This is a genomic window from Thiopseudomonas sp. SA1F2-1K (assembly GCF_057443035.1).
Genome location: NZ_CM172014.1, coordinates 517,855 through 534,275, shown reverse-complemented (window position 1 = coordinate 534,275; position 16,421 = coordinate 517,855). Strand labels below are relative to the sequence as shown.

The following is a 16,421-nucleotide window of genomic DNA, read 5'->3' as shown; positions in this document are numbered from 1 at the left end:
GTATCGGTTGCTTTACTTATGCATTACTCAACAGCAGCGGTACGTATTTCTTGTAAAGTATTGGCTGGCTCTTTTTTATAAGCCGCCTGACTTGTTTGGCGCTGAGCAACCTCTTGCACATCACTACGTGCCATGAGATCTGCCAAACTGATGTTACTTAAAAAATTATGAATTTGTTGGCTTAGGTCACACCACAGGTGGTGGGTTAAACACTTACCACCTTGATGGCAATCCCCTTGGCCTTGGCAACGTGTCGCATCAACCGACTCGTTAACCGCATCAATCACCTGCACCACTTGAATCTCTTGCTGTGCCCGAGCCAACTGATAACCACCACCAGGGCCACGCACACTGCTCACCAAATTACTACGGCGCAGTCGAGCAAATAATTGCTCAAGATAAGACAGTGATATGCCTTGACGCTCGGATATGTCAGCCAATGAAACAGGACCCTGACCAGCGTTAATCGCTAGATCAAGCATCGCTGTTACTGCATAACGTCCTTTAGTGGTCAGCCGCATAACAAACACCATACGCATTAAACATGGCACTCAGCATGCAATACCCTAGCATTTAAGTCAAGTATATATCCCAGTAAAGCACTCAACTATAGTCCTAGAGCGTTATTTACTCGCGAGTCGTTACCTGATCGGCACTGGCAGTCTCTGAATCATCACTACCATTTAATGGATTACTCGGTAAGTCGGGTAGCTCTTTAGCGCAGAAGTCACTCCCCAGCTCAGTTAAAGCACCGCACATACCTTCTAGACGCTCTTCCACTGCCGCTAAATGATCGAGCATTTGACCAATTGTGTGCGCTACGGGATCAGGCATATCCTGACCTACAGCGTACATATCAAAACCAAAACGCTCAGCCATGGCTTGGCGTTTAGCGGCTTGCTCATCACTGGCCTTTTCAATAATGCGCCCAGGAATCCCAACGGCTGTTGCCCCTGCGGGCACTGCCTTAGTCACCACTGCATTCGAGCCGATTTTAGCGCCAGCGCCGACAGTAAAAGGCCCAAGCACCTTGGCTCCTGCACCCACGACTACCCCATCTTCTAGGGTCGGGTGACGTTTACCTTTGTTCCAACTGGTACCACCGAGCGTAACTCCCTGATAAAGGGTAACGTCATTGCCAATCTCAGCAGTTTCACCGATTACAATTCCTACTCCATGATCGATAAAGAAGCGACGACCAATTTTAGCCCCTGGGTGAATTTCAATGGCGGTTAACCAACGACTTAAATTAGAAATCACCCGCGCCAGCCATTTCCAATTTTTAGTCCATAACCAATGCGCCACTCGATGCAGCCACACCGCATGCAGCCCTGGATAACAAGTTAACACCTCAAACGCATGCCGAGCAGCAGGATCACGATGAAATACGCTTTGAATATCTTCTCGCATTCGTTTAAGCATGGGGTGTTTTACCTCGATTAATCAGTTCGCCACGGGCCGCTTTTTGTGTTTCGGTTAAGATACCACGTAAAATATTAACTTCGGACTTTTGTAGGTGTGCCTTACCATAGAGTCGCCGCAAGCGAGACATCAACAACTTGGGTTTAGCCGGATCTAAAAACTCAATATCAATCAAAGCCTGCTCTAAGTGTTCAAATAAGCGCTCAAGCTCATCATGACTGGCCAATTTTTCTGACTCGGGTAGATCTTCTGGCGCTTGATGCTCAAGGCCGCTTGCTTGCTCGGTTAAACCTAACCACTGCATACGCAATTCATACGCCACTACCTGCACAGCGGTAGCAAGGTTTAAGGAGCTAAAGTTAGGATTAGTTGGCACCTGCACCCGATAATGGCACTGCTGCAACTCTTCATTGGTCAGGCCTGCATGCTCGCGGCCAAAGACAATAGCGATTTCACAATCACTGTCTTGTTGAATTTGCTTCAAGCTTTGCTCAGCACAGCCCCGCGGATCAACGGTAGGCAGGGAAATATAACGAATACGTGCACTGGTACCAAACACGACATGACTGCCTTCCAGTGCCTGCTCTAAGGTGTCTACCACCCTGGCGTTATTTAAAATCCCCACCGCGCCGGAGGCCCGTGCTACTGCTTCGCCACTAGGAAACTTCTGCGGCTGCACCAGTACCAAGCGGCTCAAGCCCATATTCATCATAGCGCGCGCCGCGCCGCCAATATTTCCTGGATGACTGGTATTAACCAGTACCACGCGAATCTTATCTAACACAGAAGCTCCTCGGCCGCTGCGCTCACACCGAGCGCTAAAAAATCAAATGCGGCATTTTACCTAAGAGCAGGGGCCACTGTCACAAAAAACTCCTATCTGCCTTAATTTGATCGATTTAGGCTAAAAGCATCAGCATCTAAATAGGCCGGGAATTTTTGCTTAAAGGCCGCTAGTTTTTGCGCTGATAATTGAGTGACAAAAACACCCTCACGATCACTAGCTTCAACCAATGGCTCACCCATAAAGTCCAGCACCTGACTATCGCCACTATAGGGGTAACCCTGAGCATCTTGGCCTGTGCGGTTGGTGGCAGCCACATAACACAGATTTTCAATTGCCCTTGCCGGCAATAAGCGATTCCACGCATTACGCCGTGCGGCAGGCCAGTTAGCCACATAAATTAGTAAGTCTGTGGTTTCTGGGTCTCGACTCCAAACTGGAAAACGCAGGTCATAACAAATCAACGGACGAATACGCCAGCCCTTTAACTCAAGCTGCAGCTGCTCTGTTCCGGCAGTAAAATACTGGTGCTCACCTGCCATACGAAATAAATGGCGCTTATCATAATATTGATAGTGCCCGTCAGGCTGCACCCAAAGCAGCCGATTGCGATAATCTTGATCACCTACTTGCACAATAAAACTACCGCAAATCACTGCGTTATATAATGCTGCCTGCTGCTGCAACCAACGGGTGGTTGGTCCATCAATCGGCTCAGCCAACTTAGCTGACTCCATACTAAAGCCGGTATTAAACATCTCTGGCAGCACAATTAAGTCCACCGCAGGCTGCGTAGCTAAGGTCTTGAGTAATTTTGCGTAGTATTCAAGATTGGCCGGAATGTTCTGCCACACCATGGGGCCCTGAACAATAGCTAAACGTAAATCAGGTTTTAACATTAAATCTGACACAATAAGGCTCCTGCTTGATCTAGCGTGTGAGTTTGTTTGGCAAAGCAAATCCGAATTAAGCGCTGTTCAGCGGGCGGCTGTTGATAAAACACCGATAACGGAATCGCCGCAATTCCACACTCTTTCACTAACCATTCAGTCATCTGTAAATCAGAAAATGTTGGCTGAATGGCTGAATAATCCAGTAACTGAAAGTAAGTGCTTTGGGTTGGCACCCATTTAAATCGCGAAGGCTTTAAAAGCTGGCACAAATGATCACGCTTTTGTTGATAAAAGCTCGGAAGCTCATCGACATGCTCGGGATGAGCGCGCATAAAATCGGCTAGGGCATACTGTACCGGGGTCACGCCACAGAAGTTCACAAACTGATGCACCTTGCGAATTTCTTCAGTTAACTGGGCAGGCGCTACGATATACCCTGTCTTCCAGCCTGTTACATGATAAGTTTTGCCAAACGAACTCACCACACAACTACGGGCATATAACTCTTCATAGGCCAATACACTTTGATGTGACGCCCCATCAAATACTAAATGCTCGTACACTTCATCACTTAAAATAATAATATTGGTATCGCGCACCAACTCCGTCAGCTGCAGCAAATCCTCATGACTCATCACCGCACCACTGGGATTATGCGGACTGTTTAAAATAATCATCCGCGTGCGAGGACTAATAGCTTCAGCTACCTGCTGCCAATCAATTTGAAATTCAGGCAAACGCAAAGGTAAATGAATACAGTAGCCACCGGCTAGCTGCACACTCGGCTCATAACTGTCATAGCAAGGATCGAACACCAGCACCTCATCCCCCGCCCCAACAAAGGCCTGAATCGCACAAAAAATTGCCTCGGTGGCACCAGGTGTAATGGTTACTTCCTGTTCAGCCGATACCTGCTGGCGATACAAGCGGGCTATTTTGGCTGCAACCTGCTCACGTAACTCAGGCAAGCCGGCTAAAGGCGCATACTGATTCTGCCCTGCTAAAGCATGCTTACCTAATGCGGCTAATAATGGCTCAGGCGCAGGAAAATCTGGAAAACCTTGGGCTAAATTCAGCGCCTGATGTTGCAGCGCCAGTTGTGACATTTGGGCAAAAATCGTGGTTCCGACATGGGGTAACTTGCTATTCAAGGTGAGCATGTGCAGTGTCTCGTCAAGGTTAAATCCGCGCGGCTTGCAAAGTTCAGGCCAGGTTCAGTGATAGTTTGGCATCATAGGCGCTATTTATTGATCCAGATAGTCGTCATTACTTAAACATATACACATATTCTAATAAAAACACTTTGGGAGTCAGTCATGAAAATATTGGTGGTTGAAGATGAAGCATTATTGCGTCACCACCTGTATACCCGTCTCGGCGAGCAAGGCCATGTAGTTTCTGCTGTCGCCAACGCCGAAGATGCCCTGTTTCATGCTGCTGAGTACAACTATGACTTAGCCATTATTGATCTGGGCCTACCACACATGAATGGCCTAGAACTCATTGAGCAGTTACGATCAGAGCACTATACTTTTCCAATCTTAATTCTAACGGCACGTGGCAGTTGGCAAGATAAGGTGGTGGGACTGGCGGCCGGTGCCGATGATTACGTGGTTAAGCCGTTTCAGTTTGAAGAACTGGAAGCGCGTTTAAATGCGCTATTGCGCCGTTCTTCTGGCTTTGTGCAATCCAATATTGAAGCAGGACCTTTAGTGCTAGATATTCACCGCAAGCAAGCCACACTCAATCAAGAGCCTTTAAGTCTGACTGCCTATGAGTATCGAATTTTAGAGTTCTTAATGCGCCATCATCAGCAGGTAATCTCCAAAGTCCGTTTAATGGAGCAGCTATACCCCGATGATGAAGAGCGCGACCCCAACGTAATTGAGGTCTTAGTTGGGCGCTTGCGGCGCAAACTCGAGGCCCATGACGACTTCAGACCCATTGAAACCGTGCGTGGTCTTGGCTATATCTTTACCGAGGCCTGTCGTTGAGACGCCTACTGCCTAAAAAACGTAAAGCCAGCGGCTTTTCATTACGCACTCGGCTGATGCTAGGTGCCAGCGTCATCACCCTGCTTTTTGTGCTGGCCTTGATGCCTGCATTACAGCGGGTGTTTATTGTCGCTTTAGAGGAGTCGATCGAACAACGCTTAGCTGCCGATGCCAGCGCAATTATTTCTGCTACCCGCGTCATTGATGGCAAGTTACATATGCCGCAAAAGTTACCAGATGAGGAATATGAGCTACTCAGCTCCAAACAGCTGGGGCTTATATATGACCATGAAGGTAACTTGCTATGGAAATCTTCATCCACCAATCAAGAAAATATTAATTATCAACCTCGCTATGATGGCCGAGGCCATGAGTTTTTACGGGTCAAAGATGCCCATGGCCGTGAATATTATGTCTATGACGTAGAAATCGATTTACTGCGCGGTAAAAGTGCCGCGCTAAGTATCGTGACCATGCAAGCAGTCAGCGACTATAAGCACATGTTTCGTAATTTGCGGCGCCATCTTGTGCTTGGTTTGGGCGCCTCAATGCTGGTGCTAATTAGCTTTTTATGGCTGGGATTAAGCTGGGGTATTAGCAGTTTGCGCAGCATCAGTGCCGAGCTAGATGAAATTGAAGCCGGTGCCCGCAATGCCCTAAGTGATCATCATCCCCGTGAACTGATTCGATTAACCCGCTCACTCAACCGCTTATTAGAAAGCGAGCGCCACCAAAGCCAGCGCTATCGCAACTCATTAGATGATCTAGCGCACAGTCTAAAAACACCATTGGCGGTACTCCAAGGCGCCAGTGAAGTGCTAGACAAGCAAGGCAGTAATCGTGAGCAAGTCCGTACCGTACAAACTCAAATCTCTCGCATGAATCAGCAAATCAGCTATCAATTACAACGCGCTAGCTTACGCAAAAGCGGCTTAGTCCGTCACCGTGTAGCCTTAGCACCGATTTTAGAAAGCCTCACGGAAGCACTCAATAAAGTGTATCGCGATAAATCTGTCACCATCGAAAAAGACTTTTCTGAGCAGCTCATGCTGCCGATCGAACACGATGCCTTGCTGGAGCTTTTAGGCAACTTACTCGAAAACGCCTATCGCCTATGTATTGGCCATATTAAAATCAGCGGTCATGTCCTAGATGGCTACTGCGAACTTAGCGTAGAAGATGATGGTCCGGGCGTACCTTACGATCAGCGCGAACGCATTTTGCAGCGCGGAGAGCGCTTAGATACCCAGTATCCTGGGCAAGGTATTGGCACCGCTGTAGTTAAAGATATTATTGAAAGTTATCAAGGACAGTTGTTTTTAGAAGACTCAGTGTTAGGCGGTGCAGCCTTTCGTATGACTTTTCCCCTAAGTTAAACCAAGCTATTGGTTAACCACCACCGCCGCAGCCCGAACAAAACTTAGCTCAGCACGACAGCGCTGGCAAAAATAACGATAATTTTTCTGGGTAATCAAGGCATGGCGCTGCCCTGTCAGAAAATGCTGTCCATTAGACGCACAAGCACACTGATAGAGGTAGCGTTTTTTGGGCTTATGGGAGCTGGGCACAATAAAGTTATGGGTGCGGTTAGCCGGCTGTTGAAACACCTGCTGCATAACATATCGCCACTCGCTGCCATGGGGCTTAATACCCAAGCCAAATACCCGATAAGCAATTAGATGTGCCACTTCATGGGGCACTGTTTGCACGACAAAGCCTTCGGGCTGCAGTCGATAAATTCCTTCGTTAAAACGTAATTTGTTCTGCGTGATATGGGCCATACCGGCACTTTTACCACTGAGTTGCAGGCTAATCACTGGACGGGTAAAGCGTTGCTTAAAGTGAGCCTCAGCGCGTAAAAAGCACTGTTCCACAGCATCAACAATAACCTGCATGCTCTTACCTCTTAACCTTGAGCGCTAAGCAGAGTTAGGCTTAGCGCTTTATCGGTCACTCATTCATTACTGATAGTGCGTATTACTTCTGCCGATCAATCCGCTGCTGCATCGCTGCGGCACGGGCACTGGCCCCCGGATGGCTACTGAACAAGCTGCTCTGACCGCTGCCTAACTCTGCTAGCTTCTCAAATGCACTGACCAAGCCACGACGATCAATATTGCGTTGAGTTAACAACTCAAAAGAATAATTATCCGCCGCAGTTTCTTGTGCTTGAGAAAACTGCGCATCAATTAACTTATGGCCTATATCTCCCAACTGTGAACGGGAAAGCTGAGCCACTGTAGCATTACCAGCACTTGCTGCAGCAGTACGCGCGGCAGCTGTAGCGTAGGCTACCTGCATATGCTTTTTAGTATGACCCAAGACGACGTGGCCAATTTCATGGCCTAGTACTCCTTCAATCTCGTTGTCGGTCATCAGATCCATTAAACCGCTATACACCCGAATACAGCCATTGGCCATCGCCCATGCGTTAGGCTCTGGATTTTGATAGACCTTATAGTTTAGCGCTACCCCACCTGCCTCTTGCCCTAGACGCTGGGAGATTTTGGCTAAGCGCTGGGTATAAGCACTATTACTTGGCGCCAATTTAGCTTGCGCATCCATTTCAGCACAGGCAGCGTTTGCCAGCTCACGGGCTTCGGCATCACTAAAGGTTAAGGCTTTCACCCCCAACATACCGGACTCAATCAGCCCCTCACTGGACATTCCCGAACAGCCGGTCACTAATACTGAGCCCAGAGCTGCACTTAGCAGCAGTCGCTTGGATTGTTTAAGCATCTGTTATCTTACTATTATTTATTAACAACTGATTATTGCTCTTGAGTAGGCTCTAGCGCACTCTTTAACAGCTCATCAATCGCATCACTACGCTTAAGGGCACACACATCCAGTTGTTGCTTACGCATGGCTTGCACTTGCTCGACTGGATTTTGTACTTGATTTTGCTTAGCCAGTGCTTGCTCTAAGGCTATCTGCTCATCGGTTTCGCGCATCGCTCACCTCATCTTTCACAGCCACAAAAAAGGCCCGATAAAATTATCGGGCCTTTGCGCTTGAGTCAAGCCAGCAAGTGTTTACTCGGCTTGGTTAGCCTTAGCTGCTGCCACGTCTTTAATCGATAGCTTAATGCGGCCACGGTTATCTACGTCAACAACTAATACTTCAACTTGCTCACCTTCTTTCAGCACGTCAGTCACTTTTTCTACCCGCTGATCGCTCAGCATAGAAATGTGCACTAGGCCGTCTTTACCTGGAAGAATGTTAACAAAGGCGCCGAAGTCAACAATACGCTCTACCTTACCCAGGTAAATCTTGCCGATCTCGGCTTCTGCGGTAATGCCTTCAACACGTGCTTTCGCAGCTTCTGCCGCTTCTTTAGTTTCACCAAAGATTTTGATTGAGCCGTCGTCTTCAATATCAATCGAAGCATTGGTTTCTTCACAGATCGCGCGAATCGTCGCCCCACCTTTACCAATCACATCGCGGATTTTATCTTGGTCAATCTTCATCGCGATCATCGTCGGTGCGTTTGAAGATAATTCAGTACGCGAGGTCGCAATCACTTGGTTCATTTGATCCAAAATAGTCTGACGCGCTTCATGGGCTTGGTTTAACGCAATTTCCATGATTTCTTCAGTAATACCTTGGATTTTAATGTCCATTTGCAGTGCTGTGACACCGTTAGCGGTACCTGCTACTTTAAAGTCCATATCACCTAAGTGGTCTTCATCACCTAAGATGTCGGTTAATACAGCAAATTTCTCGCCTTCTTTAACCAGACCCATGGCGATACCGGCTACCGGAGCACGCATTGGTACACCCGCATCCATCAATGCTAATGAAGCACCACACACGGAAGCCATGGAGCTTGAACCGTTAGACTCAGTAATTTCCGATACCACACGAATGGTATACGGAAACTCAGTGTCACTTGGCAGCATGGCTTGAACACCACGACGGGCTAAACGACCGTGACCAATCTCACGACGACCAGTAGCACCCATGCGGCCACACTCACCTACCGAGTATGGAGGGAAGTTGTAGTGCAGCATAAAGTGGTCGCGCTTTTCACCTTCTAAGGTGTCAAGCAGCTGTGCATCACGTGCAGTACCTAAAGTGGCCACTACTAAAGCCTGGGTTTCACCACGGGTAAATAACGCTGAACCGTGGGTTTTATCTAATACACCCACTTCAATGTTTAGTGGACGAACTGTTTTGGTATCGCGGCCATCAATTCGTGGCTTACCTGAAACGATGTTTTCACGAACCGTGCGGTATTCCATGATACCAAAGGCTTCTTTCACCTCTGCTTCACATGGCTGACCTTCTTCTTCGCTCGCAAAGCGTTCAATCACTTGAGAGCGCAATTCATCTAAACGAGCATAACGGTCTTGCTTGATCGTGATGGTGTAGGCTTCTGAAATAGCCGCGCCAAACTCTGCTTTAATTGCTTCAAGTAATGCCGTGTTTTCAGCTGGTGGCTGCCAATCCCAACGTGGCTTAGCAGCTTCAGCAGCAAACTCATTAATCGCTTGAATCGCCACCTGGAACTCGTCGTGGGCAAAAAGTACCGCACCGAGCATTTGATCTTCGGTTAACTCTTGAGCTTCTGACTCAACCATTAATACCGCGTCTTTAGTACCGGCTACTACCATGTCTAAACTAGACACAGCCATTTGCTCATAGCTTGGGTTAAGCAAGTAACCCGCTTCAGGGTGGAAGCCCACTCGCGCGGCACCGATTGGACCAGCAAATGGAATACCTGAAACAGCTAACGCTGCAGAAGTACCTAACATCGCTGCGATATCGGGATCGGTTTTCTTACTGGTAGAGATTACAGTACAGATCACCTGCACTTCGTTGTTAAATCCTTCTGGAAATAACGGACGAATTGGGCGGTCAATTAAACGTGAGGTTAAAGTTTCTTTCTCTGATGGACGCGCTTCACGCTTGAAGAAGCCACCAGGAATTTTACCCGCAGCATAGGTTTTTTCTTGATAATGCACAGACAGCGGGAAAAAATCTTTGCCTGGATCGGCTTGCTTAGCGCCAACCACAGTCACTAATACTGTGACATCGTTATCAACACTAACTAATACAGCACCTGAAGCCTGACGCGCAACGCGACCTGTTTCAAGCGTAACGGTCGACTGACCAAATTGAAATTGCTTAATCACCGGATTCACGGATTGTTCCTTCTCTTTGTTACCCTTGGGGAAATTGTAAGAAAAACGGGTATCGGCCCTGTTATTTCTTATGCCACTTACTCTGCACCTAGGTGCTGATCAAGTGTGACTTACTTTTATAAACTGCTTAACTTAAAACTATGAACTCAAGGCATCCAAACTGAAAGCCCGAAGCGCTAACAGTCAATCAACTGCTAAACTAACTTCGGGCTCTCAATCATCGTCTAAGACGTCTTAGCGACGTAAGCCTAAACGAGCAATTAACGAGCTATAACGACCTAAGTCTTTGCCCTTTAAGTAGTCGAGTAATTTACGACGTTGGTTAACCATACGAATCAAACCACGACGTGAGTGGTGGTCTTTTTTGTTGGCCTTAAAGTGCTCTTGTAGCTTGTTGATGTTAGCGGTCAGCAGTGCAACTTGCACTTCTGGAGAACCGGTATCACCTTCTGCTTGCTTGTAATCGTTAACGATCTGGGCTTTTTCTTCTACGCTTAGTGCCATGATGGGCTCCTAGTTTGGGACAGGCCAAGGCAAGCCTGAGCTTTACCTTGTGCTAAAAATAAAGGTTTGACCGTGCCTGCCAACAGCCAACCTGGGTTGCTAGTATACCCTAGAATTAAATTCTATTCTGTACGAATTACTCGTCTTGGCGCAACTAGTCCATCTTCATCTATTTCACCGATACCGATAAACTCTTGCTCAGCATTACGCACTCTTAACATACCAAAAGCAGGCGCGCCCGGAGCTCGCACTGGCTGCCCCTGCAACCAATAGTAACTGCTACTTTCAGTTAGACTAATCACTGGCCAATGATGCAAACCACTATCACAAGCCATTAGAAATTGATCTAACGCCTCAGCCCCCTGTTGCTCATGCAACTGCTCAAGCTCAGCAACGGTTACTGCACCCTCTAAAGTAAAGGGCCCCGCTTGGGTACGACGTAGTTTAGCTACATAGGCACCGCAACCTAAAGCTGCGCCAATATCTTCAGCTAGAGTACGAATATAGGTACCTTTACTGCAATGCACACGCAAACTAAGTTGGTTAACAGCAGAATCAAAAGCCAACAGTTCCAAGCTAAAAATCGTCACTGGACGGGGCTCCCGTTCAACCACTTGGCCACTGCGCGCTAGCTTATACAACGGCTGACCATCTTTTTTCAGCGCCGAATACATCGGTGGCACCTGTAAAATATCACCCCGAAACTGCGCCAATGCTGTTTCAATTTGTGCTACATCGCAGTTAACCGCAGCCTGGGTTAAGACCTCGCCTTCGGCATCTGCCGTAGTTGTCGTAGCGCCTAGCTGAACTACCGTTTCATAGGTTTTGTCGGCATCTAATAAATAACGCGAAAACTTTGTTGCCTCACCAAAACATAACGGCAGTACGCCAGTGGCTAACGGATCTAAACTGCCAGTATGCCCACCTTTAGCGGCATTCAGCAGCCAACGCACTTTTTGTAAAGCACCATTAGAACTAACGCCTAGCGGCTTATCGAGCAAAATAATGCCACTGACATTGCGACGTTTACGTTTGATCTGCTGCGCCACAGATTACTCCTCGTCTGAGCTGATTAACTGTTTATCTGCAGCGCGAGCTTTATCAATCAAGGCTGACAAGTGCGCGCCACGCTCAATACTGCTGTCGTAATGAAAATGCAGCTGCGGAATAGTACGCAGCTTCATGGCTTTACCCAGCAGCATGCGTAAAAAGCCAGCCGCATCGTTAAGCACATCTAAGTTGCTCTGAATCTGTTCTGCAGTGTTATCACCCATTACCGTAATAAACACCTTGGCATGCCCAAGATCACGGGTCACATCAACTGCCGTAATGGTAATAAAGCCTAAGCGCGGATCTTTCACTTCACGGCTAATCATAGTGGCTAGCTCACGCTGCATCTGATCGCCAATCCGCTGGGTTCTACTGTATTGTTTTGCCATATCAACCTGCCTAATAAGAAGTGCGCTTTAATCTTTGTTTTAGATTAGTCGCTATAGTACTTTTTATCGCTACAAATAATGAGCGGCAAGCGCGATAAAGGTTTCCCTAAATCGACACTTGCCGCTCCTGTAACCGTGTAACGATTACAGCGTACGGGCCACTTCGACCTTCTCGAATACTTCGATCTTGTCACCAACTTTTACGTCGTTGTAGCTCTTAACGCCGATACCGCACTCCATGCCTGAACGCACTTCGTTTACATCATCTTTAAAGCGACGCAGAGATTCCAACTCGCCCTCAAAGATCACCACATCATCACGCAACACGCGGATTGGACGGCTACGTAAAACATGGCCTTCAATCACCATACAACCGGCAATTGCACCAATTTTTGGTGAGCGGAAGACATCACGCACTTCAGCCACACCGATGATGTTTTCACGAACATCACTACCGAGCATACCTGAAAGTGCTTTTTTCACGTCTTCAATAATGTCGTAGATGATGTTGTAGTAACGCATGTCAAGACTTTCGGTTTCAACAATTTTACGCGCACCGGCATCCGCACGTACGTTAAAGCCAAAGATCACCGCATTAGAAGCTAAAGCTAAGTTAGCATCACTTTCAGTAATACCACCGACACCACCCGCTACCACGTTAACTTGAACCTCATCGTTACCGAGCTCAGTTAAAGAGGACTGCAGGGCTTCCAAAGTACCGCGAACGTCAGTTTTAATAACCACGTTCAGGGTCTTCTTCTCTTCTTGCCCCATGCTTTCGAAGATATTTTCTAACTTACCTGCATGGGCACGGGCCAGTTTAACCTCGCGGTATTTACCCTGACGGAATAATGCCACTTCACGGGCTTTCTTCTCATCAGCGACAACGGTCATCTCATCACCGGCCTCAGGCGTACCATCTAAACCTAAGATTTCTACCGGAATCGATGGGCCAGCTTCTTTAATTGCCTGACCATTTTCATCCAACATGGCACGAACACGACCGTAGTTAACTCCTACTAATACCATATCGCCTTGATGTAAGGTTCCGTTTTGCACCAGAATCGAAGCCACAGGCCCACGACCCTTATCTAAACGGGATTCAATGACTACACCGCGGCCTGAAGCACTTGGGATAGCGGTCAACTCAAGCACTTCTGCTTGTAGTAATACCGCCTCTAGCAGCTCATCGATACCAGTACCTTGTTTCGCCGAAACATGAACAAACTGAGTATCGCCACCCCATTCTTCTGGGATCACATCGTGGGCAGCCAGATCGTTTTTAATCCGATCGGGATCAGCCTCTGGCTTATCAATTTTGTTCACTGCAACAATTAAAGGTACACCAGCCGCTTTCGCGTGCTGAATCCCCTCAATGGTTTGTGGCATCACGCCATCATCTGCAGCCACTACCAGAATTACAATATCGGTCGCTTTCGCACCACGAGCACGCATCGCAGTAAAGGCTGCGTGACCTGGAGTATCCAAGAAGGTCACCATACCGCCTTCGGTTTTCACATGGTACGCACCAATATGCTGAGTAATACCGCCTGCTTCACCGGTTGCCACTTTACTGCGACGAATGTAGTCGAGTAATGAGGTTTTACCATGGTCAACGTGGCCCATCACAGTCACGACAGGCGCACGGTGAATTGCTTCACCTTCCATTTGCAAGGATTCAGCCAGCTGCTCTTCAATCACATCATCACTGACGCGCTTGACCTTGTGTCCCATCTCTTCGGCCACCAAAATGGCAGTTTCCTGATCTAAGACTTGGTTAATGGTCACTGGCGAGCCAAGTTTAAACATAAACTTAACCACTTCCACGCCTTTAACGGACATCTGGTCGGCGAGATCAGCTACGGTGATGGTTTCACCAATTTGTACTTCACGCACAATCGGCCCCGTTGGGGTATGGAAACCATGCTGATTAGAACGTTTCTTTTGACGATTACGGCCACCACGGCCACCACGACGACCAAAGCCATCATCATCACCATCAATTACGCGTGGCGATACTTTACCTTTAGGCGCAGGACGGGCAGCTGCAGGCTTACGCTCACGACGCTCATCTTCTTCCCGACGAGCACGACGCGGCTCTTCTTTTTTACGCTCAGCGACTGCTGGAGCCGCTTCTGGCTCAACGTCTACCTTAGGCTCAACCTTAGCAGCAGGTTTGGCTTTAGGCTCTGGCGCTGGCTCTGCGGCGCGCGGAGTAATTTCTACCGCTTTAATGGTCGGGGCTTCTTGCGCTTTTTTCTGCGCTAGGGCTTTTTCCCGCTCTTTCTCGCGCTCTTCCGCTTTAGCTTTAGCTTTAGCTTTGGCTTCATCGGCGGCACGCTTTTCTGCTGCCGCTTTTTCTGCCGCTGCTTTCTCAGCAGCTGCTCGCTGAGCTTCTTGCTCGCAACGCTTTTCGGCTTCGATGTCTTCGGCGCTACGCTGCACAAAGGTTTTCTTTTTGCGCACTTCAACGCTAATCGCCTTGCTACCCGGATTACGGATAGTGCTGGTTTTTTTACGCTGCAAAGTAATTTTTCGCTCACTGGTTTTACCAGGCACTGCCTGTAAGTAACTCAGTAACTTTTGTTTCTCAGTATCGTTTACTGTTTGTTCGGCGCTCTGATGCGACAAACCAGCTTCTTTCATTTGCTCCAGCAAACGATCAACTGACATATTGACCTCTTGGGCCAACTCTTTAACCGTGACTTGAGTCATGCTCTTATCTCCTCAGACCGCTAGTGCTTATTCAAACCAATGGGCGCGGGCGGCCATAATTAGTTTGCCGGCACGGTCTTCGTCCATGCCCTCGATCTCGAGCAAGTCATCAATCGACTGCTCGGCTAGGTCTTCGCGGCTGAGCACTCCGCGAACGGCAAGCTCAACGGCTAGCTCTTTACTGACCCCTTCAAGGTCTAGTAAATCTTGCTCCGGTTGGGCCTCTGCCAGTTTATCTTCCGTCGCTAGCGCACGTACCAATAAACGGTCTTTGGCGCGCTTACGCAGCTCATTTACTAACTCTTCATCAAACCCATCAATATCTAGCATCTCTTCCATTGGGACATAAGCCACCTCTTCTAAATCAGAGAAGCCCTCATCCACTAGAACCTGAGCCAGATCTTCATCAATTTCTAATTCATTGATGAATAACTGTAACAAATCACTTGTTTCAGCCTGTTGACGCGCTTGAATATCCTTTTCTGTCATGACGTTTAAGGTCCATCCAGTTAACTGACTAGCCAACCGCACGTTTTGACCACCACGTCCAATGGCCTGAGCCAACTTATCCTCAGGCACAGCAATATCCATGGAGTGTGCATCTTCATCGACGATAATCGCCGTTACTTCACCCGGTGCCATGGCATTAATCACAAACTGGGCATCGCTGTCATCCCACAGCACAATATCCACACGCTCGTTACCTAGCTCGCCAGATACAGCTTGTACCCGCGAACCGCGCATACCAATACAGGCACCTTGCGGATCAATCCGCTTATCTTTAGAACGTACTGCAATCTTTGCTCGTGAACCAGGGTCACGTGCTGCAGACATAATTTCGATCAAGCCTTCTGAAATCTCCGGAACTTCAATACGAAACAGCTCCATCAGCATTTCATTGGCAGTACGCGATAAAATCAGCTGTGGACCACGGTTTTCAGTGCGAATTTCTTTCAATAAAGCACGAATACGGGCACCTACGCGCAAGGTTTCCCGTGGGATCACTTCTTCACGGGCTAAGAGCGCCTCAGCGTTATTGCCTAAATCGACAATGATGTTGTCGCGCGTAACTTTCTTCACCGTGCCAAACAGGATCTCACCCACTTTACTGCGGTAAGCTTCAACCATTTGCGCACGCTCTGCTTCACGTACTTTTTGTACGATCACTTGCTTAGCCGTTTGCGCTGCAATACGACCGAACTCGATCGACTCAACCTGCTCTTCGATTACCTCACCGACTTTAGCGTTATGCTCAATCGCCTTCGGCATATCTTCAGTTACTTGGAAGGCCGGATCATCCAGCTCTTCATCGGTTACCACAACCCATGAACGGAAGGTATCGTAGTTTCCGGTTTTCTGATCAATCTCTACCCGAATATTCACTTCTTCGTCGTAGCGCTTTTTAGTAGCAGTCGCCAACGCTACCTCTAGAGCTTCAAAAATAACTCCAGGGGGCACGCCGCGCTCATTTGATACTGATTCCACGACCAGTAATATTTCTCTACTCATTACTTGCCTCGTCT

Annotated in this window: 16 protein-coding genes; 2 read left to right on the top strand and 14 right to left on the bottom strand. The window is 48.0% G+C overall.

The window, feature by feature from the left end; genetic code table 11:
• Positions 1 to 23 precede the first annotated feature (23 nt).
• The 5 genes from iscR to AC2T15_RS02515 form a co-directional block, all read right to left on the bottom strand.
• The gene (gene iscR / locus AC2T15_RS02535; protein WP_053101384.1) at positions 24 to 521 is read right to left on the bottom strand and encodes a Fe-S cluster assembly transcriptional regulator IscR; all 498 of its coding nucleotides are present in this window, start codon (positions 519 to 521) and stop codon (positions 24 to 26) included.
• Positions 522 to 627: 106 nt separating this feature from the next.
• On the bottom strand, positions 628 to 1,422 hold the full coding sequence (gene cysE, locus AC2T15_RS02530) for a serine O-acetyltransferase (RefSeq protein WP_082238161.1): 795 nt from the start codon (positions 1,420 to 1,422) through the stop codon (positions 628 to 630).
• The gene (locus tag AC2T15_RS02525; RefSeq protein ID WP_286592934.1) at positions 1,415 to 2,206 is read right to left on the bottom strand and encodes an RNA methyltransferase; all 792 of its coding nucleotides are present in this window, start codon (positions 2,204 to 2,206) and stop codon (positions 1,415 to 1,417) included. Before AC2T15_RS02525 ends, cysE begins: the two co-directional genes overlap by 8 nt.
• Before the next feature lie 101 nt (positions 2,207 to 2,307).
• Positions 2,308 to 3,117: an amidohydrolase gene (locus tag AC2T15_RS02520; protein ID WP_486778657.1), complete on the bottom strand. Its 810-nt coding sequence runs from the start codon at positions 3,115 to 3,117 to the stop codon at positions 2,308 to 2,310.
• Complete coding sequence (locus AC2T15_RS02515) at positions 3,105 to 4,259, bottom strand: pyridoxal phosphate-dependent aminotransferase (protein WP_486778656.1); 1,155 nt, start codon at positions 4,257 to 4,259, stop codon at positions 3,105 to 3,107. Before AC2T15_RS02515 ends, AC2T15_RS02520 begins: the two co-directional genes overlap by 13 nt.
• 156 nt (positions 4,260 to 4,415) lie before the next feature.
• Here AC2T15_RS02515 and AC2T15_RS02510 point away from each other — a divergent pair, with 156 nt between their 5' ends.
• The gene (locus AC2T15_RS02510) at positions 4,416 to 5,093 is read left to right on the top strand and encodes a response regulator (RefSeq protein ID WP_286592936.1); all 678 of its coding nucleotides are present in this window, start codon (positions 4,416 to 4,418) and stop codon (positions 5,091 to 5,093) included.
• Positions 5,094 to 5,149: 56 nt separating this feature from the next.
• Positions 5,150 to 6,469, top strand: a complete 1,320-nt coding sequence (locus AC2T15_RS02505) for an ATP-binding protein (RefSeq protein ID WP_286593126.1) — start codon at positions 5,150 to 5,152, stop codon at positions 6,467 to 6,469.
• Positions 6,470 to 6,475: 6 nt separating this feature from the next.
• On the opposite strand, the gene AC2T15_RS02500 is transcribed toward AC2T15_RS02505, so the two are convergent.
• The 9 genes from AC2T15_RS02500 to nusA all read right to left on the bottom strand — a co-directional run bounded on the left by AC2T15_RS02500 (position 6,476) and on the right by nusA (position 16,407).
• The gene (locus AC2T15_RS02500; RefSeq protein WP_486778655.1) at positions 6,476 to 6,988 is read right to left on the bottom strand and encodes a SprT-like domain-containing protein; all 513 of its coding nucleotides are present in this window, start codon (positions 6,986 to 6,988) and stop codon (positions 6,476 to 6,478) included.
• Positions 6,989 to 7,070: 82 nt separating this feature from the next.
• Positions 7,071 to 7,832, bottom strand: a complete 762-nt coding sequence (loiP, locus tag AC2T15_RS02495; RefSeq protein WP_286592938.1) for a metalloprotease LoiP — start codon at positions 7,830 to 7,832, stop codon at positions 7,071 to 7,073.
• A gap of 32 nt (positions 7,833 to 7,864) precedes the next feature.
• Positions 7,865 to 8,047: a hypothetical protein gene (locus AC2T15_RS02490; RefSeq protein ID WP_286592940.1), complete on the bottom strand. Its 183-nt coding sequence runs from the start codon at positions 8,045 to 8,047 to the stop codon at positions 7,865 to 7,867.
• Positions 8,048 to 8,128: 81 nt separating this feature from the next.
• Positions 8,129 to 10,240: a polyribonucleotide nucleotidyltransferase gene (pnp, locus tag AC2T15_RS02485; protein ID WP_053101375.1), complete on the bottom strand. Its 2,112-nt coding sequence runs from the start codon at positions 10,238 to 10,240 to the stop codon at positions 8,129 to 8,131.
• Between the two features lie 234 nt (positions 10,241 to 10,474).
• Positions 10,475 to 10,744: a 30S ribosomal protein S15 gene (rpsO, locus tag AC2T15_RS02480; RefSeq protein ID WP_053101374.1), complete on the bottom strand. Its 270-nt coding sequence runs from the start codon at positions 10,742 to 10,744 to the stop codon at positions 10,475 to 10,477.
• Positions 10,745 to 10,866: 122 nt separating this feature from the next.
• Positions 10,867 to 11,793 (bottom strand): tRNA pseudouridine(55) synthase TruB, encoded by a 927-nt coding sequence (gene truB, locus AC2T15_RS02475; protein ID WP_486778654.1) that lies wholly within the window; start codon positions 11,791 to 11,793, stop codon positions 10,867 to 10,869.
• A gap of 3 nt (positions 11,794 to 11,796) precedes the next feature.
• Positions 11,797 to 12,183: a 30S ribosome-binding factor RbfA gene (rbfA, locus tag AC2T15_RS02470; protein ID WP_053101372.1), complete on the bottom strand. Its 387-nt coding sequence runs from the start codon at positions 12,181 to 12,183 to the stop codon at positions 11,797 to 11,799.
• Between the two features lie 144 nt (positions 12,184 to 12,327).
• Positions 12,328 to 14,898, bottom strand: a complete 2,571-nt coding sequence (gene infB / locus AC2T15_RS02465; RefSeq protein ID WP_486778653.1) for a translation initiation factor IF-2 — start codon at positions 14,896 to 14,898, stop codon at positions 12,328 to 12,330.
• Positions 14,899 to 14,925: 27 nt separating this feature from the next.
• Positions 14,926 to 16,407, bottom strand: coding sequence for a transcription termination factor NusA (gene nusA, locus AC2T15_RS02460; RefSeq protein WP_053101369.1), 1,482 nt, complete (start codon positions 16,405 to 16,407; stop codon positions 14,926 to 14,928).
• Positions 16,408 to 16,421 lie beyond the last annotated feature (14 nt).